Source organism: Methylobacterium sp. Leaf399 (genome assembly GCF_001424525.1).
Classification (GTDB): domain Bacteria; phylum Pseudomonadota; class Alphaproteobacteria; order Rhizobiales; family Beijerinckiaceae; genus Methylobacterium.
In genome coordinates, this window is the sequence record NZ_LMQK01000002.1 from 27,616 (window position 1) to 45,799 (window position 18,184).

At 70.4% G+C, this 18,184-nt stretch carries 15 protein-coding genes and 1 tRNA gene; 10 read left to right on the forward strand and 6 right to left on the reverse strand.

Features of this window, described 5'->3' with window-relative positions; translation table 11 throughout:
• Positions 1-162: 162 nt before the first annotated feature.
• Together ASG40_RS04525 and ASG40_RS04530 are read left to right on the forward strand one after the other, a co-directional pair.
• Positions 163-1,671: an ATPase domain-containing protein gene (locus ASG40_RS04525; RefSeq protein ID WP_055881414.1), complete on the forward strand. Its 1,509-nt coding sequence runs from the start codon at positions 163-165 to the stop codon at positions 1,669-1,671.
• The gene (locus ASG40_RS04530) at positions 1,658-2,698 is read left to right on the forward strand and encodes a sensor histidine kinase (protein WP_055881419.1); all 1,041 of its coding nucleotides are present in this window, start codon (positions 1,658-1,660) and stop codon (positions 2,696-2,698) included. The genes ASG40_RS04525 and ASG40_RS04530 overlap by 14 nt, the downstream gene beginning before the upstream one ends.
• Positions 2,699-2,825: 127 nt before the next feature.
• On the opposite strand, the gene ASG40_RS04535 is transcribed toward ASG40_RS04530, so the two are convergent.
• The 3 genes from ASG40_RS04535 to thiE all read right to left on the reverse strand — a co-directional run bounded on the left by ASG40_RS04535 (position 2,826) and on the right by thiE (position 5,163).
• Entirely contained in the window at positions 2,826-3,452 is a 627-nt protein-coding gene (locus ASG40_RS04535; RefSeq protein ID WP_055881422.1) for a helix-turn-helix domain-containing protein, read from the reverse strand.
• Between the two features lie 117 nt (positions 3,453-3,569).
• Complete coding sequence (gene thiD / locus ASG40_RS04540; RefSeq protein ID WP_055881424.1) at positions 3,570-4,376, reverse strand: bifunctional hydroxymethylpyrimidine kinase/phosphomethylpyrimidine kinase; 807 nt, start codon at positions 4,374-4,376, stop codon at positions 3,570-3,572.
• A 40-nt stretch (positions 4,377-4,416) separates the two neighbouring features.
• A complete protein-coding gene (thiE, locus tag ASG40_RS04545; protein WP_082494439.1) occupies positions 4,417-5,163 on the reverse strand; it encodes a thiamine phosphate synthase in 747 nt (248 codons plus the stop codon).
• A gap of 131 nt (positions 5,164-5,294) precedes the next feature.
• Between thiE and ASG40_RS04550 the strand changes: the two genes are divergently transcribed.
• The 6 genes from ASG40_RS04550 (at position 5,295) to ASG40_RS04575 (ending at position 11,412) form a co-directional block, all read left to right on the forward strand.
• Positions 5,295-5,834, forward strand: a complete 540-nt coding sequence (locus ASG40_RS04550; RefSeq protein WP_443136583.1) for a sugar O-acetyltransferase — start codon at positions 5,295-5,297, stop codon at positions 5,832-5,834.
• A gap of 51 nt (positions 5,835-5,885) precedes the next feature.
• The gene (locus ASG40_RS04555) at positions 5,886-6,908 is read left to right on the forward strand and encodes an NUDIX hydrolase (RefSeq protein ID WP_082523902.1); all 1,023 of its coding nucleotides are present in this window, start codon (positions 5,886-5,888) and stop codon (positions 6,906-6,908) included.
• 142 nt (positions 6,909-7,050) lie between these two features.
• Positions 7,051-8,067 carry a quinolinate synthase NadA gene (gene nadA / locus ASG40_RS04560; protein ID WP_055881427.1) on the forward strand — a complete coding sequence of 339 codons (1,017 nt, stop codon included), beginning with the start codon at positions 7,051-7,053 and terminating at the stop codon, positions 8,065-8,067.
• Positions 8,064-9,593, forward strand: coding sequence for an L-aspartate oxidase (locus ASG40_RS04565; protein ID WP_055881431.1), 1,530 nt, complete (start codon positions 8,064-8,066; stop codon positions 9,591-9,593). Before nadA ends, ASG40_RS04565 begins: the two co-directional genes overlap by 4 nt.
• Positions 9,594-9,694: 101 nt before the next feature.
• Positions 9,695-10,552, forward strand: a complete 858-nt coding sequence (nadC, locus tag ASG40_RS04570; protein WP_055881434.1) for a carboxylating nicotinate-nucleotide diphosphorylase — start codon at positions 9,695-9,697, stop codon at positions 10,550-10,552.
• Between the two features lie 194 nt (positions 10,553-10,746).
• Positions 10,747-11,412, forward strand: coding sequence for a L,D-transpeptidase (locus ASG40_RS04575; protein ID WP_055881437.1), 666 nt, complete (start codon positions 10,747-10,749; stop codon positions 11,410-11,412).
• Between the two features lie 126 nt (positions 11,413-11,538).
• On the opposite strand, the gene ASG40_RS04580 is transcribed toward ASG40_RS04575, so the two are convergent.
• Positions 11,539-12,024, reverse strand: coding sequence for an SRPBCC family protein (locus ASG40_RS04580; protein WP_055881440.1), 486 nt, complete (start codon positions 12,022-12,024; stop codon positions 11,539-11,541).
• 561 nt (positions 12,025-12,585) lie between these two features.
• On the opposite strand from ASG40_RS04580, the gene ASG40_RS04585 reads away from it, so the two are divergent.
• Positions 12,586-14,145 carry a 2-isopropylmalate synthase gene (locus ASG40_RS04585; protein ID WP_055881442.1) on the forward strand — a complete coding sequence of 520 codons (1,560 nt, stop codon included), beginning with the start codon at positions 12,586-12,588 and terminating at the stop codon, positions 14,143-14,145.
• A gap of 114 nt (positions 14,146-14,259) precedes the next feature.
• A tRNA-Lys gene (locus tag ASG40_RS04590) sits at positions 14,260-14,335 on the forward strand.
• Between the two features lie 365 nt (positions 14,336-14,700).
• Here ASG40_RS04590 and ASG40_RS04595 read toward each other — a convergent pair.
• Together ASG40_RS04595 and ASG40_RS04600 are read right to left on the reverse strand one after the other, a co-directional pair.
• Positions 14,701-15,594: a CRISPR-associated endonuclease Cas3'' gene (locus ASG40_RS04595; RefSeq protein ID WP_055881444.1), complete on the reverse strand. Its 894-nt coding sequence runs from the start codon at positions 15,592-15,594 to the stop codon at positions 14,701-14,703.
• Positions 15,595-15,852: 258 nt separating this feature from the next.
• Complete coding sequence (locus ASG40_RS04600; RefSeq protein ID WP_055881448.1) at positions 15,853-18,024, reverse strand: M10 family metallopeptidase C-terminal domain-containing protein; 2,172 nt, start codon at positions 18,022-18,024, stop codon at positions 15,853-15,855.
• Between the last annotated feature and the right edge of the window lie 160 nt (positions 18,025-18,184).

Genomic DNA, 18,184 nt, shown 5'->3' on the forward strand with positions numbered 1-18,184 from the left:
CATGCCGGGTGATGGATCGGGCGGCCCCGTCGAGGGTTGTATGCCGACAACACCCGCGGACGAACCCCTCCGGGTGGCGGCTTTTCCGGCCGTTCCACTTGTGCTTGCGGGTCGACCCCTCCCTACAGCTGTCCGAGCCTTCGCGATGTGCCGAGTTCACCGATGACGTCACCCTCCTTCGACGCCGCACCCGTTCCCAGCGGCGTCCCCGGGCTCGATCAGGTCCTGTCCGGCGGCTACGCCGGACAACGCGCCCATCTCATCGAAGGCCGGCCGGGCTGCGGCAAGACCACCCTCGGAATGCAGTTCCTGATGGACGGTGTCGCACGCGGCGAGCGCGGCCTCTACATCACCCTGTCGGAAAGCCGGCGCGAGCTGATGTCGGTGGCCGAGCGCCACGGCTGGTCGCTGGACGGCATCGACATCTACGAGCTGGTGCCGCCGGAGCTGAGCCTCGATTCGGAGAAGCAGCAGAGCCTCGTCCATTCCTCGGACTTGGAGCTCGGCGAGACCGTGCAGATGGCGCTCGCCGAGATCGAACGCGTCAAGCCGGTTCGCGTGGTGTTCGACAGCCTGTCGGAGATCCGGCTGCTGTCACAGGGGTCGCTGCGCTACCGGCGCCAGGTGCTGGCGCTCAAGAGCTATTTCCTCCTGAACAACGCCACCGTCCTGATGCTCGACGACCTCAGCTCGGACGACGACGACCTCAACCTGCATTCGATCAGTCACGCGGTCATCCGCCTGGAGCAGATCACGCCGGCCTACGGCACCTCGCGGCGGCGCCTCAACGTCATCAAGATGCGAGGCGCCCGCTATCAGGCCGGGTACCACGACTTCCTGATCCAGGAGGGCGGCGTGCGGGTCTTTCCCCGCCTGATCCCGGCCGACCACCACCGCGCCTTCGTCCCCGGCTCGGCCGAGAGCGGCATCCCGGAGCTCGACGGCATCCTCGGGGGCGGGGTGGATCGCGGCACCAGCACCCTCATCATCGGGCCGTCGGGCGCCGGCAAGTCGACCCTGGCCCTGTGCTACCTCCTGGCGGCGTTGAAGCGCGGCGAGCGCGCCTTCGTCGTCAGCTTCGACGAGACCGCCGGCATCCTGCTGCAGCGGGCGGCGGGCATCGGCATGGACCTGGCGCCCTACCTGCGCTCGGGCCTCCTGCGCATCGAACAGGTCGATCCCGCCGACGTCACGCCGGGCGAGCTCGCCGGCCGGATGCGCGACGCCGTCGAGAAGGACGGCGTGGGGGTCGTCCTGATCGACAGCCTCACCGGCTACATGAGCGCGATGCCGGACCAGCCCTACCTCGTGCTCCAGATGCACGAGATGCTGACCTTCCTCAACCAGCTCGGCGTCGTGACCATCCTGATCCTGGCCCAGCACGGCATGATCGGCCGCGCGGATTCGCCCGTGGACCTCACCTACGTCAGCGACACCGTGGTGATGCTGCGCTTCTTCGAGGCGGCCGGACGGGTGCGGCGGGCGATCTCGGTGCTCAAGAAGCGCACCGGCCCGCACGAGGACGCCATCCGCGAGTTCAAGATCGACACCGGCGGCATCAGGGTCGGCCTGCCCCTCACGGACTTCCGTGGCGTCCTGACCGGCGTGCCCATCTTCGAGGGCGAACGCGGCACCCTGCTGCGGGACCGGGACACCGATGCCCCAGCGTGATCGCCTCGCCTTCGTCCTCGCCCCCGCCGGCCGCGATGCGCAGGTCGCCGCCGCCATCCTCGACGAAGTCGGCATCGCCTCCGAGGTGAAGGCGAACCTCGACGACCTCGTCGCCGAGATCGATCGGGCCGCCTGCGCGGTGGTGACCGAAGAGGCGCTGCTGCGGTGGGACCGCCGCGCCATCGCCGAATGGGTGGACCGGCAGCCGCCCTGGTCGGACTTCCCCTTCGTTCTCCTCAGCCTGCGCGGCTCGACGCCGGATCGTCGCCTCACCGACCTTCTCGGCAACGTCACCGTGCTCGAGCGGCCGTTCCATCCGGCGGTGCTCGCCAATGCCGTGCGCTCGGCGCTACGGGCGCGGCGGCGCCAGCGCGAGGTCGAGGCCGCCCTCCAGGAGCGCGAGCGCACGCACGAGCGCCAGGCGTTGCTGATCCGCGAACTGCACCATCGCGTGAAGAACACGCTGGCCACCGTGCAGGGGCTGCTCGGTGCGACCGCGCGCTCGACGCGCGACGTCGAGACCTTCTATCACTCGTTCTCGGACCGGATCGTCTCGCTGGGCAAGACCCACAACCTCCTCACCGAGGACTACTGGCAGACCGCGCCCCTCGAGAACCTGCTGCGCAACGAGCTCGATCCCTACAATTCCACCGGCGGGGCCCGCATCCGGCTCGACGGCCCGGCCGTGGAACTGGCCGCCGATCTGGCGGTGCCCACCGGCATGGCGATCCACGAGCTGACCACCAACGCCGCCAAGCACGGCGCCCTGGCGAGGCCCGACGGGCGCATCGACATCACCTGGACGCTTCACCAGGACGATGCCAAGCGGACCCTCGACCTGTCCTGGGTCGAATCCGGCGGACCGGCGGTGACGCCGCCCACGCGAAAGGGCTTCGGCTCGATCCTGCTGCAGCGGGTGCTGGCCCAGCAATGCAACGCCGAGGTCAGCATCGACTACGCCGCGACCGGACTCGTCTTCCGCATGCGGGTGCCGCTCACCGAGGAGCGGCTGGTGCCGACCTACTGACGAGTGGCGCGACGGAGCCGGATGATCTCATTTCCGGTTGATCACTTCGTGATGCGGACATGGGCTTCGCTCGGGCGCCGCGCGGGCTCGGCGATACGGTTCCCGCTCGATTCAAGCGGACACCGTGTCACTCCATCACCGCCGCCTTCATGATCACCACCATGATCGCCCGCGACGGTCCCTCGCCGATGCAGCGCAGGGTATGGGGCCGGTCGCAGCGATAGCGCAGGGTCTCGCCGGCGCGGGCGCGGTGATGGGTGCCGGCGACGTCGACCTCGAACACGCCCTCCGTCACCGTCAGCGATTCGACCGATCCGCGCTGGTGCGGGTCGGAATCGAGGATGCCGCCGGGCTCGGCGGTCACCTCGTACCACTGCAGCCACTCCACCGTCTTGATCCAGCCGATGATCGACAGGCGGACCCGCCCGTCCTCGGAGACCAGGTTCGGGGTGTCGGCCCGGGAGATCTTCTCGATGAAGGGTTCTTCGTCGTTGGTGGCGAGAACCCGCTCGATCGACACGTCGAGGGCCTGGCTGAGGCGCCAGATCGTGGCCAGCGTCGGGTTGGTCTCGTTGCGCTCGATCTGGCTGATGATCGATTTCGCCACACCCGACTGCTCGGCGAGTTCCGACAGCGACAGGTTGTAGGCCTTGCGAAGGCGCTGGATCGTCTTGCCGAGCTGGCCCGACAGAACCTGCGCCCCGGTCAGCACCTCGCGCGGACGCCCCCGCTCCGTCGTCACCTCGTCCTGCATCTCGCCAAACCCGTGCCTCGTTCCGTTAACCGGACGATCGTGCGCTACTACAAACGGATTCTCGCGTCCGGCGCAAGGTGGAGGAGGGCTTCGGGACCGCCGGCCTGGACCCATCCGTCATTGCCAGAGGGCGTGGAAGTGGTGGATCGGCCCGTGCCCCTTGCCCACCGGCAGGCTATCGGAGGCGGCGATGGCGGCGGTGACGTAGCGCTTGGCCTGGGCCACCGCCTCCGCCAGGGGGACGCCGCGCGCGAGGCCGGCCGCCACGGCCGAGGACAGGGTGCAGCCGGTGCCGTGGCTGTTGCGCGTGGCGATGCGGGGTGCCGAGAAGCGCCGCATGGTGCCGTCGGCCCCCATCAGGTGGTCGATGCTCTCGGTCCCCTCGGCGTGGCCGCCCTTGACCAGCGCGGCGCGGGCGCCGAGGGCGAGGAGCTTGCGCCCCTGCGCCACGGCGGCGTTCTCGGTGGCGGCGGCCGGCTCGCCGATGAGGCACCCGAGCTCGGGCAGGTTCGGGGTCACGATCTCGGCCATCGGCAGCAGGTGCCGGCGCAGGGCCTCCACCGCCTCGTCGGTGATGAGCCGGTCGCCGCTGGTGGCCACCATGACGGGGTCGAGGACGATGGGGATGCGACCGGCGTACCGTCCCAGCCCCTCGGCCACCGCGACGATGGTCTCCACCTGCGACAGCATCCCGATCTTCACCGCCGTCACCGCGAGATCGGAGAACACGCTCTCGATCTGGGCGAGCACGAAGGCGGCCGGCACGTCGTGGATGCCCTGGACGCCGAGGGTGTTCTGGGCGGTGAGCGCCGTGATCACGCTGGCGCCGTAGACGCGCAGGGCCGCGAAGGTCTTGAGATCCGCCTGGATCCCGGCGCCGCCGCTGGAATCGGACCCGGCAATGGTGACGGCGATCGGTGTCATGGCTTTCCCGTCGGATGGTGATGTTCCGTTGCCGGCGAGCTTACGTGCGCGCGCCCCGTGCCGCGAGGGCCGAATCGACCCTGTGGCGCAGATCGGCGGCGCGGCCCTCGACGGAATCGCCGGTGAACAGCGCCGAGATGACCGCGACGCCGTCCGCGCCCGCCGCGATCACCGCGGCGCAGTTGCTGGCGTCGATGCCGGCGATGGCGCCGAGGGGAAAGTTGGTGCCGCGGGCCAGCCGCGCCCGGAACGCCACCCGGCCGAAGCCGTCGAGGCCCACCGGCGGATCGGGGTTGTCCTTGCTCGCGGTGGCGAAGACCCCGCCGATGCAGCCGTAGTCCACCGGCAGGCGGTAGAGTTCGTCCGCCTGCCCCCCGGTCTTGAGGGTGAGCCCGATGATCGCGTGGCGCCCCAGCAGGCGGCGGGCGTCGGACGGATGCAGGTCGCCCTGTCCCAGATGCACGCCCTCGGCGCCGGCCGCCAGCGCGAGGTCGACCCGGTCGTTGACGAGGAGGGGCACCTGCCGGCTGGCCAGCGCCGCATGGATCGCCCGGATGCGCGCCAGCGCGGCCCTGGCGTCTGCGATGTCCTTTTCGCGGTACTGGATCAGCGTCGCGCCGCCGGCCGCGGCCTGTGCCGCCATGGCCGCGAGCCTGGCGCCGTCGCCGCCGCAGACGCCGACGTCGAGGATGCCGTAGAGGCGCAGATCCACCGGCACGGCCGGCCCCGCCGCCTGTCCCTGTCCGATCACCGTGACGGTCTCCCCGCGGTCCGTTTCGTCCTCCATAAGGCCAAGGCCGGCCCGCAGGAACCCGTCGCCGCCGCCCTTCCGGTGGCGAGGCGCGCGCGAAGCCCCCATGTCGACGGTCGGCCCGGACCCTGGAGGAGATGCCCGTGGACAAGACCCAGAAGCAGCGGATGCTGGCCGGCGAACTCTACCACCCCGGCGACGACGAGATCAGAGCCGATTCCCGGCGCTGCATGGAGTGGCTCGCCCGCTACAACGCCACCCTGGCGATGCCTGCGCGCGACCGCATCGCGCTCCTGCGCGAGATCTTCGCCGGCGTCGGCGACGGCGCGGTGGTGCGCCCGCCGTTCCATTGCGACTGCGGCTACAACATCACGCTGGGCACCGACACCTTCCTGAACTTCGGCTGCGTCATCCTCGATATCGTGCCCGTCACCATCGGCGACCGCACCCAGATCGGCCCCGGCGTGCAACTCCTCACCGCCGATCATCCGCGCGAGGCCGCCGCGCGCGAGTCCGGCCTGGAGTTCGCGCGGCCGATCACCATCGGCACCAACGTCTGGATCGGCGGCGGCGCCCTGGTCCTGCCGGGCGTCAGCATCGGCGACCACGCCATCGTCGGTGCCGGCGCCGTGGTGACGCGGGACGTGGCGGCGGGAGCGACCGTCGCCGGCAACCCCGCGCGACCGCTCGCGACATCGCCGCGTTGACCCCGGACCGCAATATGCCAAGACCACCGGTGCGGTAGCGATGCGGGAATCATGTCGAGCCTGACGACGGCCAAGGACCCGCCCGACCACGCGCTCGGGACCGGGACGAGCGATGCCCTGTCCCATCCCTCCGCCGTGGGGCTGGTGGCGGTGATCGTCGCCGCCACCGACGGGGAGCCGCGCGCGCTCACCGTGCAGGTGCCCGGGCAGGCGCCCGGCCGCCAGGACGGCCTGCCGTTCGGGCCGCTCGTGCCCGAGCACCCGACCCTGGAACGGGGCCTGCGCGCCTGGGTCGAGCGCCAGACCCACCAGCGCCTCGGCTACGTCGAGCAGCTCTACACGTTCGGCGACCGAGACCGGCAGGGCGACGAGCCGGCGGGGCTGCATTCGCTCTCCGTGGCCTATCTCGCCCTGGTGCGCGAGATGCGCCCGGCCGGCCTCGCCGAGGCCTCCTGGCGCAACTGGTATCGCTACCTGCCCTGGGAGGACTGGCGGGCGGGGCGCCCGGAGTCGCTGGGCGCGATCGAGCCGCGCCTCATGGCCTGGGCCGGCGAGGTCGCCGACCCGAAGCTGCGGCGCCGGCGCGAGGACCGGCTCGGCCTCACCTTCGGCCTCTGCGGCGGTGCCTGGAACGAGGAGCGGGTGCTGGAGCGCTACGAGCTCCTGTTCGAGGCGGGCCTGATCCCCGAGGCGCAGGGGCAGGCGGGGAACGGCGCCTGCGCCGAGGCCGCCGTCACCGGCCACCCCATGGCCTTCGACCATCGCCGGGTGCTCGCCACGGCGATCGGGCGGCTGCGCGGCAAGATCAAGTATCGCCCGGTGGTGTTCGAACTGATGCCCCCGACCTTCACCCTGTTCCAGCTGCAGCGGACGGTGGAAGCCCTGTCGGGCGCCGAACTCCACAAGCAGAACTTCCGCAGGCTGGTGGCGCAGCAGGGGCTCGTGGAGGAGACCGACGACCTCACCAGCGGCACCGCCGGCCGCCCGGCCCGCCTCGTGCGCTTCCGTCGCGAGGTGCTGCTGGAGCGCCCGGCGCCGGGGTTTCGCCTGACCCCCGCCCGCCGTCCGGTCTGACCGCACCGCACGCGGTCCGACGCGACGGTTCATTGCACCGCGAAATTGTTATGCTCAACTCCAGCATATCTGGACAACCGCGATTCCGGGCCCTACGTTAGTCGGCGCAATGCTCAATTTGAGCATAAGTGAGGAGGCGTCCATGGCGGCCACCACGCACCCGGCGAGCCAGTCCCCGACGGCGGCTTTCCCGCTGCCGCAGATCTACGAGCGCGTCAGTCGGCACGTCCCGGCCATCGAATGGCCGGCGCTCGCCGACGACGTCGCCGCGATCCTGGAGCTGAAGAAGACCCGCAACGCGGTCATCCTCGCGCACAACTACCAGGCGCCGGAGATCTTCCACACGGTGGCCGACATCGTCGGCGACAGCCTGGCGCTGGCCCGCGAGGCGGTGACGGTGGATGCCGACGTGATCGTGCTGGCCGGCGTCCACTTCATGGCCGAGACGGCCAAGCTCCTGAATCCCGGCAAGACGGTGCTGATCCCGGACCTGCGCGCCGGCTGCTCGCTGGCCGATTCGATCACCGCCGCCGACGTCAGGGGCTTGCGCGCCAAGCACCCCGGCGTGCCGATCGTGACCTACGTCAACACGTCGGCCGCCGTGAAGGCGGAGTCGGACGTGTGCTGCACCTCCGGCAACGCGGTCGAGGTGGTGCGTTCGCTCAACGCGCGCCGGGTGCTGATGATTCCCGACGAGTTCCTGGCCCAGAACGTCCAGGCCCTGGTGCCCGAGGTCGAGATCCTGACCTGGGCCGGCCATTGCGAGGTCCACGAGCGCTTCACGCCCGCCGACATCCGCGAGGTTCGCGAGAGCTATCCTGGTGTCACGGTGATCGCGCACCCCGAATGCCCGCCCGACGTGGTGGCCGAGGCCGATTTCTCGGGCTCCACCGCGATGATGATGAACTTCGTGACGCAGAAGCGCCCGGCGCAGGTGGTGCTCGTCACCGAATGCTCGATGGGCGACAACATCGCCGCGGCCAACCCCGACATCGAGTTCATCAAGCCCTGCAACCTGTGCCCGCACATGAAGCGGATCACGCTCGGCACCATCCGCCGCGCCCTCGAGACGATGACCCACGAGGTCACGGTGGAGCCCGAACTCGCCGAGCGGGCGCGGGCGGCGGTGGAGCGCATGCTCGCGGTGCGGGCCCGATGAACGCGCCCGCCCGCTTCCCCTTCCGGCCGCTCGCGGCCGACCGCGTCGTGGTGGTGGGGGCCGGCGTGGCCGGCCTCGCCACGGCGCTGCGCCTGGCGCCACTGCCGGTGACCGTGGTGACGGCCGCGCCCCTGGGCTTCGGCACCGCCACCGGCTGGGCCCAGGGCGGCATCGCCGCCGCCATGGGCGATGACGACGAACCCGCGCTTCATGCCCTGGACACGCAGGCCGCCGGCGCCGGGTTGACCGATCCGGCGGTGGCCGAGGCGGTCGCGAAGGCCGGCCCCGGCCTGATCGACTGGCTGGTCGGCCTGGGTGCGCCTTTCGACCGAGACGAGGCCGGCGCCCTGGCGCTCGGTCTCGAGGCCGCCCATTGCCGCCGCCGTATCGTGCGGGCCGGCGGCGATTCCACCGGCCGCGCCGTCCTCGAGACCCTGGTGCGGGCGGCCGCCGCCTGCCCGTCCATCGAGGTGCTCGTCGCCCGTGCCCGCGACCTCATCCGCGACGACGCGGGCGGCGTCGCCGGCCTGGTGTGCGAGCGCGACGGGGTCTCGTTCCCGCTGCCGGCCCGGGCCGTGGTGCTCGCCACCGGCGGTCTGGGTGCGCTCTACGCCTCCACCACCAACCCCACCGGCGCCACCGGCCGCGGCCTCGCCATGGCCGCGCGGGCGGGGGCCGTGTTGCGCGACATGGAGTTCGTGCAGTTCCACCCCACCGCCATCGCCACCGGCGCCGACCCGATGCCTTTGGCCACCGAGGCCCTGCGCGGCGAGGGCGCGCGCCTGATCGACCGGGACGGCGCGCCGGTCATGGCCGGCATCGCCGGGGGCGACCTCGCCCCGCGCGACGTCGTCGCCCGGGCGATCTTCCAGGTGCGCAGCCGTGGCACCGAGGTGTTCCTCGATTGCCGCGGTGCGCTCGGCCTGCGCATGGCGGGCCGCTTTCCCACCGTGGCGGGTCTTTGCGCCGCGGCCGGGATCGACCCGCAGCGCCAGCCGATCCCGGTGCGCCCGGCCGCCCATTACCACATGGGCGGGATCGCGGTGGATCAGGACGGTGCCGCCTCGGTCGCCGGCCTCTACGCCTGCGGCGAGGTCGCCTCCTCCGGCCTGCACGGGGCCAACCGCCTCGCCAGCAACTCGCTGCTGGAGGCGCTGGCCTTCGCCCCGCGCATCGCTGCCGCGATCGCCGCCGCGGCGCCGGCCGGGGCCTGTGCCGCGCCCTGGGAGACCCGGCCGGAGGCGGGCGACCTCGCCGACCTGCGCGCCACCATGGAGCGCCGTGTCGGGGTCGTGCGCGAGGAGGCGGGCCTGCGTGCGGCCGTGGCGCGCCTGACGCCCGCCGCCCGGCATTGCGATGCGGCCCTGACCGGCCTGATCGTGGCTGTCTCGGCCCTGTCCCGCACCGAGAGCCGCGGCGCGCACCGGCGCTCCGACCACCCCGAGCAGCTGCCCGCCCGCCACACCGAGGTGACGCTGGCGCAGGTCTGGCGGATGGCGGACGCCGCGGTGCCGGTGGGCGCCTGAGCCCCCGGGACGCTCGCTCGATCTCTCTCCCTCCGGGAAGGGCCGGTCCCGTCCCGGAGGGGCGCGGCCACCCTCCGACATTTCTTGCCACGAGTGACCCGATGCGCGACGATCTCCTCCCCCTTCCCCGCCTCCTCGTCGAGCCCATCGTCCGTGCGGCGTTGCTCGAAGACCTCGGGCGGGCGGGCGACATCACCACCGACGCCATCGTACCCGCGAGCGCCCGCCTCGAAGGCGTCATCGCCGCCCGCCAGCACGGGGTCGTCTCCGGTGTCGATGCGGCGGCGATCGCCTTCGCCCTGATCGATCCCGCCGTCGCGGTGGCGGTGGAGCGGGGCGACGGCGTCCTCGTCGCCCCCGGCGACGTGGTGCTGCGCCTGTCCGGCCCGGCCCGCGCCATCCTCACCGCCGAGCGCGTCGCCCTCAACCTGCTGTGCCGGATGTCGGGGGTGGCCACCGCCACGCACGGCCTCGTCGAGGCGGCGCGCCCGCACGGCAAGGCCAGCATCGTCTGCACCCGCAAGACCACGCCGGGCCTGCGCGCGCTGGAAAAGCACGCCGTGCGGGCCGGGGGCGGCTCGAACCACCGCTTCGGCCTCGACGACGCCGTGCTGATCAAGGACAACCACGTCGCCGTGGCCGGCGGCATCGTGCCCGCCATCACCCGTGCCCGCGCCCGCGCCGGGCACCTCGTGAAGATCGAGGTCGAGGTCGATACCCTCGACCAGCTCGAAGAAGCCCTCTCGGTGGGGGCCGATGCGGTCCTCCTCGACAACATGAGCCCGGAGCAGCTCGCCCGCGCCGTGGCGATGATCGCCGGGCGGGCCCTGGCCGAGGCCTCCGGCCGGATCACCCGCGAGACCGTCGGTGCGGTCGCCGCCTCGGGCGTCGATCTCATCTCCTGCGGCTGGATCACCCACAGCGCGCCGATCGTCGACCTGGGGCTCGACGCCGCCTGAATCGCGCCGCGTTAAGGCCAAGCCGCCACACTGTTGCCACGGAGTCACGACGCCGGGGCAAGTGTTGCCGCAGTGCGATTTGACCTTGGCTTTGGGCGGGGCGCGTTTACGTCTTGGCGATGCTCGTCGCGTTACGGTGCGCCGCTGTAGCCCCCGCGTTCTCCCAAGATTTTGCCTGTATTCGAGAGGCCTTGATGCGTCGTTTCGCTCCCGCCCTGACCGGGCTCGCCTGCATGACGGGGGCTTGGGCGACGCCCGCCGCCGCCTACGAGATCGATCCCCTCACCCGCCAGCCGCTCGACAACGCCCTCATGGTCCGGGTGCGGCCGCAGAGCGAGCCGATCGCCACGCCGATCCCCACCGCCAACGCCTCCCTCAACCCGTCCGACCCGCTGGCGGCGGCCGTGCCGCAGATGTCGGCGATCCAGCGCGAGACGGTGGCCTACAACGGCCCCTACGGCGCCGGTACCATCGTCGTCTCCACCACCGAGCGCCGGCTGTACTACGTGATGGGCAACGGCCAGGCCCTGCGTTACGGCGTCGGCGTCGGCCGTCCCGGCTTCACCTGGGGCGGCGTGCAGAGCATCACCATGAAGCGCGAGTGGCCCGATTGGCGTCCCCCGGCGCAGATGCTGCGTCGCCGGCCCGACCTGCCGCGCTTCATGAAGGGCGGCCTCGAGAACCCGCTTGGCGCCCGCGCGATGTACCTCGGCAATTCGATCTACCGCATCCACGGCTCCAACGAGCCGGAGACGATCGGCGGCGCCGTCTCGTCGGGCTGCATCCGCATGACCAACGACGACGTCGCGGACCTCTACACCCGCACCAAGGTCGGCACGAAGGTCGTCGTCCTGCGCTGAGCCGGGCGCGTGCGATGAAGAGAGGGGCCGGCGGTGACGCCGGCCCCTTTTTTCTGACGCCGACGGAGCGCCGGCGTGCCGAAGACCCGACTGGCCTCGTCGGAACCTACTTGGCGATGTCGGAACCTATTTGGCCTTGTCGGCGATGGCGGCCAGGCCCGAGGTGTAGATCCCCTCGATGGCGTCCTTGGCCACCGTGTCCGGCGCGCCCTTGGCCTTGAAGCTTCCGGTCCAGGTCACCTTCGAGCCGGAGCCCGAGGGGGCCACCGCGATGGTCGAGGAGTAGTCGGACACCGGCAGCGGGCTCTCGACGATGGCGTAGGTGTAGGTCATGGCCTTGTCGTCGCGGGAGGTCTGCGACTCGACGATGGTGCCGCCGCCCTTCAGGCTCAGGGTCCGCAGGCTGGTGCCGCCCTTGGTCGAGGGCTCGCACTTGGCGATCGCCGGGTGCCAGGACCCGATCCCGCAGAAGTCGCCGATGGTCGACCAGACCTTGGCCGGCGGAGCGGCCACGTCCACGGACTTCATGACGTCGAGGGCGAGGCCCGGCGCCGTTCCGGCGATCAGGGCGAGGGCCGGCAAGGCGCAGAAGCGCAGGGCGTTACGCAGCATCGTGGGTGTTTCCTTCGATTTTTTTGATCGTGCACGGGATGATTCCCGGTCCGGGCCCGTGGGCCTGCGGTAGAGCTAGACAGGATCGGATCCACGGCAAGTGCCGCCGGAGGACAAGGCCCGCCCTCGGACAAGGCCCGCCCTCGGACAAGGCCCGCCCTGGGAGATGCGAGGCTTGTCAACGTCCGGTCCGCCGGCTAGGGTTTTCGCTCGCATCACGCTCGAGCCAACAATGGGCATCGCGTGATCATCGGGAGAGACGAGCCTTGGCCAGCGCCGGCTCCACGCATTGGATCGCAGGAGCCGCTGTCGCGGCGCCGCACTCCTGTGCGCTTTCCGGCTTTCCCAAGTCTTCGGGCTTTCCCGAGTCTTCGGGTCTTCTCGAGCTCCTGCTTACACGCCCCTGAGGGCCGTCCGGGCGCTTGGCGCCTGGGCTCTCAGGGGAGCGTCGTCCGGCACCGCACCGCTCGCCGTGAGAGCCCGTGCCGACCTTCGATCGCCGTCTTCGAAACCTTCAGGCGCGACCGCGAGCCCGGCGCGCCGCCACGGGACCTCCCAGCCATGACCACCCCGACCCCGGCGCGCGACCGCGTCCTCATCTTCGACACCACCCTGCGCGACGGCGAGCAATGCCCCGGCGCCACCATGACGCTGGACGAGAAGCTCGCGGTGGCCGAACTCCTCGACGCCATGGGCGTCGACATCATCGAGGCGGGCTTCCCCATCGCCTCCAACGGCGATTTCGAGGCGGTGGCGGCCATCGCGCGCCGGGCCAAGCGCGCCACCGTCGCGGGGCTCGCCCGCGCCATCCCCGCCGACATCGCGCGGGCCGGCGAGGCGGTGCGCCAGGCCCGGCGCGGGCGCATCCACACCTTCGTCTCGACCTCGCCGATCCACCTCGCCCACCAGATGCGCAAGTCGCAGGACGAGGTCGTCGAGATCATCCTCAAGACCGTGGCCCAGGCCCGCGACCTCGTCGAGGACGTGGAATGGTCGGCCATGGACGCCACCCGCACGCCCATCGACTACCTCTGCCGCTGCGTCGAGGCGGCGATCGGGGCGGGGGCCACCACCATCAACCTGCCCGACACCGTCGGCTACGCCACGCCGTCCGAGTACCGCGCCATGTTCGAGGCGGTGCGGGCGCGGGTGCCCAATTCCGACAAGGCGGTGTTCTCGGTGCATTGCCACGACGACCTCGGCCTCGCCATCGCCAATTCCCTGGCCGGCATCGAGGGCGGGGCGCGCCAGGTGGAATGCACGATCAACGGCATCGGCGAGCGCGCCGGCAACGCCGCCCTGGAGGAGATCGTCATGGCGATCCGCACCCGGGCCGACGTGATGCCATACGAGACCGGCATCGAGTCGACGATGCTCACCCGCGCTTCCAAGCTCGTGAGCCACGCGACCAACTTCCCCGTCCAGTACAACAAGGCCATCGTCGGCCGGAACGCCTTCGCCCACGAGAGCGGCATCCACCAGGACGGGATGCTCAAGCACACCGAGACCTACGAGATCATGACCCCGGCTTCCGTGGGCGTGGCCAAGACCGCCCTGGTGATGGGCAAGCACTCGGGCCGGGCCGCCTTCCGCGCCAAGCTCGAGGAACTCGGGCTCAGCCTCTCCGACAACCAGCTGCAGGACGCCTTCGAGCGGTTCAAGGCGCTGGCCGACCGCAAGAAGCACGTCTACGACGAGGACATCGAGGCCCTGGTCGACGAGAACCTCGCCACCGCCCACGACCGCATCCGGCTGGTCTCCCTCTCGGTGATCGCCGGCACCCGCGGGCCGCAGCGCGCCACCCTCGAACTCGCCATGGACGGCCGGGTCGTCAGCGAGGAGGCCGAGGGCAACGGACCGGTGGACGCGGTCTTCAACGCGATCAAGGCGCTGGTGCCGCACGAGGCCGAACTCGAACTCTACCAGGTCCATGCGGTCACCGAGGGCACCGACGCCCAGGCCGAGGTCTCGGTGCGCCTGAAGACGCCCGAGCGCAGCGTCACCGCCCGCGGCGCCGACCCCGACACCCTGGTCGCCTCCGCCCGCGCCTATCTCTCCGCGCTCAACAAGCTCTCGGCCACCGCCGTGCGCCTGCACGCCCAGCACGCCGCGGCGCAGTGATCGCCCACGCGTCAAGAAAATCGCCGTCCGGGGGTGGACACCCCCGGACGGCCTTGCTATCAGCCGCCTCCTGACGGGGCGGCTTGGTGGTCCCCCCGGTTGCCGCAAGGCAATGGGTGCATAGCTCAGTTGGTAGAGCAGCTGACTCTTAATCAGCGGGTCCAAGGTTCGAACCCTTGTGCACCCACCAAACAACTTCAAAGCCTGGGCAGTTTGCCTGCGAGCCGATCAGGCTCCTGGCCTTCGTGGATCGCGATTGTCGTCCGAGCAGATCCGCTCCCTTGAAGCCGATCCTTCCGGCCCGTACGTCGCTCGACCCAGTCTTCATTCGTCATGACCCCGCGATGTCGTCTCGCGTCGTTCGATGCGGACCTCTGCCACGTGTCTTGCTTCACGCGCCCTCCGAGGGAGCGGCATCCACATGGTGCAGCCGGCCCCGGCGACCCGGTCGTTTCGATCCACACTCCCGCGATAGAGCGACTCTGGATACGGCGGCCAGACGCCAGAGCATTGCGGTTTCGATCCACGCCCCCGTGAGGGAGCGACCGCCCGGCTTCAGGACGCGATAGACCTCGGACCAGTTTCGATCCACGCCCCCGTGAAAGGGATGACGACGATCACCCGGTCGAGCCCGTGCGCCGCCGCATGGGCGAGCGCGAAGGCGAGCGAGGTCAGCGTCTTGCCGCCGCCGGTGGGGACGGTGAGCGTGAACACGCCCTTCGGCCCCGCGGCACGGGACGTGGCATGGGCCAGGATCTCGGCACGGCGCCGGTTGACCGGCCGCTCGGCCGCGCCGGTCTCCTCCCGGGCACGGGCCGCCGCCCGGAGGGTCCGATCCAGGGCTGTCCGAAGATCGGCGATGGAGGCGCCCGGCCCGCGCGCGACGACGCCCTGGTAGAAGCGCTCCGTGCAGAGGCGATCCGCATCGACCAGACAGGAGAACAGCATCCGCGTCAGGAAGGCCCATTGAAACCCGCTGAGCGGACCCGCGCCGCGTCCGTCCTCCGGCCGCAGGCCGGTGGGCGGCTCGGGCGTGCCGGGCAGCACGAACCCGTCCCGGCCGGCCGCGTGACCCGCCAGGGCCAGCGCAAGGTCCGCCTCGCTGGCATCGAGCCGGCCGTCGCGGGCGAGAAGCCCGTCCTGGAGGCCGGCGTGGTGCCCCGCGATGACGTGCGCGAGAAGCAGCCCGAGGCGCCCGAGCCGGTGTTTGGCATACAGCGCGCCGGCGCTCGAATGCCCCTTGTCGGTCACCTTCGGGTCGTGAAGATAGGCCTGGAAGGCGGGTTTGTACTTCCCGAAATCATGCAGCAGGCCGGCGACGCGGCCGAGCGCGGCGGCCTGGAATTTCGAGGCCTTTCCGGCGGCGGCTTCACCGACTTCCCGCGCGTGGACCGGGAGAGGTTCCCACGCGGTGGTCGGGGCGCCTTCGAGGGAATGGGCATAAGACACAGCCAATGTCTCCGATCTCCCCGGTTTCATTCTTCAGAACCAGCGATCGAGCGATAGCGTAACGTCGTCGCCGGATGATACGTGCGGTCAAGGCTGGTGATCGCCCGCGTCCATGATGGCGGGGTTCGGGCGCCGGCGGTTTCGAAGGTCGTGCCGAAGCGGCCGTATCACCGAGCCTGCGCGGCGCCTGCGCGAAGCCGACATCCGCATCACGACGCGGTCGACCGGATTTTGTATGACGCCCGGTGAGGTCCTGTCTCAAAGCAGGACGTCGCTGGCAGTGAGGTTCTGGAGGCCGACCAGGTTGATGGCGAAGTCAGCCCGGGCATCGCCATCCCGATCGCCCTCGATCAGCGCCGCGCGATCGGATTGCGTGACCCGGATTTCACCCGCACTGCCGCTGAACGCCGCGGTGCCGACGAAGTGCAGGGCGTTCGAATCTCCGGAGCCGAAATCGCGCAGGTCGATCACGTCGCCGTTCTGGAAATCCAGGATCGTATCCGCCTGGCTCCTGATCGATCCCGTGTCGCCCTTCAAGAAGACGAAGGTGTCGTTGCCGCTGCCGCCGGTGAGTTGGTCGCGGCCGCCGAGTCCAGCCAGCCAGTCGTTACCGGCGCCGCCGTTCAGCACGTTCGCCGCATCGTTGCCGACGAGGGTGTTGTCGAGCCCGTTGCCGGTTCCGGTCAGGGCGGCGGAGCCCTTCAGGGTGAGATCCTGGACCCACGCGCCCAGCGCGTAGCTGACCGAGGATTCGACGGAATCGTGCCCGCCGTTGCCGGCTTCCACCACCACGTCGCCGGTGTTGTCGACGACGTAGGTGTCGTCGCCCTTGCCGCCGATCATCCTGTCCGCGCCGACCCCGCCGTCGAGGTGATCGTTACCGGCGCCGCTGTTCAGCACATTCGCGGCGATGTTGCCGACGAGGGTGTTGTCGAGCCCGTTGCCGGTGCCGGTCAGGGCGGCGGAGCCCGTCAGGGTGAGATCCTGGACCCACGCGCCCAGCGCGTAGCTGATCGAGGATTCGACGGAATCGTGCCCGCCGTTGCCGGCTTCCACGACCACGTCGCCGATGTTGTCGACGACGTAGGTGTCGTCGCCCTTGCCGCCGATCATCCTGTCCGCGCCGACCCCGCCGTCGAGGCGATCGGTACCGGTGCTGCCGATGAGGATGTCGGCGCCCCCGCGACCGTCGAGGGTCCAGGCCGCACCGCTGGTGGCGGTCAGCCTGTCGGCCCCGGCGGTCCCCGTCAGGGTGGTGACCGGCGCCGGCGCCACGGTCGGTGCGAAGGCGTGCCGGCCGAAATCGTAGACCCCGTCGGCGAAGATCGCCTGCTCGACGTTCTGGAGCGTGTCGACGCCTTCCCCCGTGACGACGGCGACATCGCCTTCGACGCGGACCGCGTAGGTCTCGAAGGCGCCGTGGTAGACGGCGCTGTCCCTGCCCGCTCCCCCGTCGAGCGTATCGTCGCCCGCTCCGCCATCGAGCCGGTCGTCGCCGGCGTTGCCTCGGAGCACGTCCATGCCGCCGAGACCCGTGAGCGTGTTGGCGGCGGCGTTGCCGATCAGGATGTCGTCGGCCCTGTTGCCCGTGGCGTTCTCGATCGTGACGCCATGCGCGATCGCGTAGCCGCCCCGCAACGGCTCGGAGGTGGATATCCAGCCGCCGCCGCCGATCTCGTTCTCGAGGGTGGCGGCGCGCAGGTCGATCTTGGCCCGGCTGGTGCCGGCGTATTCGATCGTGTCGGAGCCGCCGGTGTCCCAGATCGTCGTGTAGCCGCGGTTGACGTCGACATCGTCGCTGAAGCGATAGGTGTCGTTGCCGGCGTTGCGCGCGCGCGCTCCATAGAGGTGCTGGAGGGCGGCGATGTCGATGGCGCTGAAGGAGCCGGGCTGCGCGTTGACCGACGTGCCGGGATCGAAGGCGGCGGTGAACGGGTTGTCCTCCGCCAGGAACGACCACGTATAGCTCATCACCGTATTCAGTTGGGAGTTCAGGAAGGTCGTGCCCTGGTCGCCGGGTTCCTGGATGCCGGGCAGTTTCCCAAAGGTGCCGCCGTCCTGGTCATGGGAATGCTTCAGGCCGAGGGCGTGGCCGAACTCATGGAACCAGGTCAGGGAAAATGTTCCGAGCCGAACGGCTTGCGCTGACCCGGCCACGTCCACGTTGATCCCCACGGCGGTTTCGACGGAGGTCGTGCCCGCGGATGGCGTGCCGGACTCGCCGCCGCCGCCCAGGTCCAGCCTGAACATGATGTTGGCCGGCTCGTCCGTCTCGCGGAACGTGAGGGCGGTGAAGGTTTCGACGTTGGCCACCATCTCACGGTGGAAGGGTTTCCAGTCACCCTCGTCGAAATCGTCGATCCCGTTCGCGTTGATGTCGCCGAACTTGAAACCGATCGTGACCTCGGACCCAGACCAGGCTTGCCCCATCAGCAAGCCGTTGACGACAGCATTTCCGGACGGCGGAGCCGCGATACCCATTGAAGACATAGGAAAACCTTGGAATGATTTGTATTATTTGCGGTTTTGTAGGTCTATCATAGATTCTCTGCGGCGATATAGCCTCAATCAGATAATACAATTTCCGTCT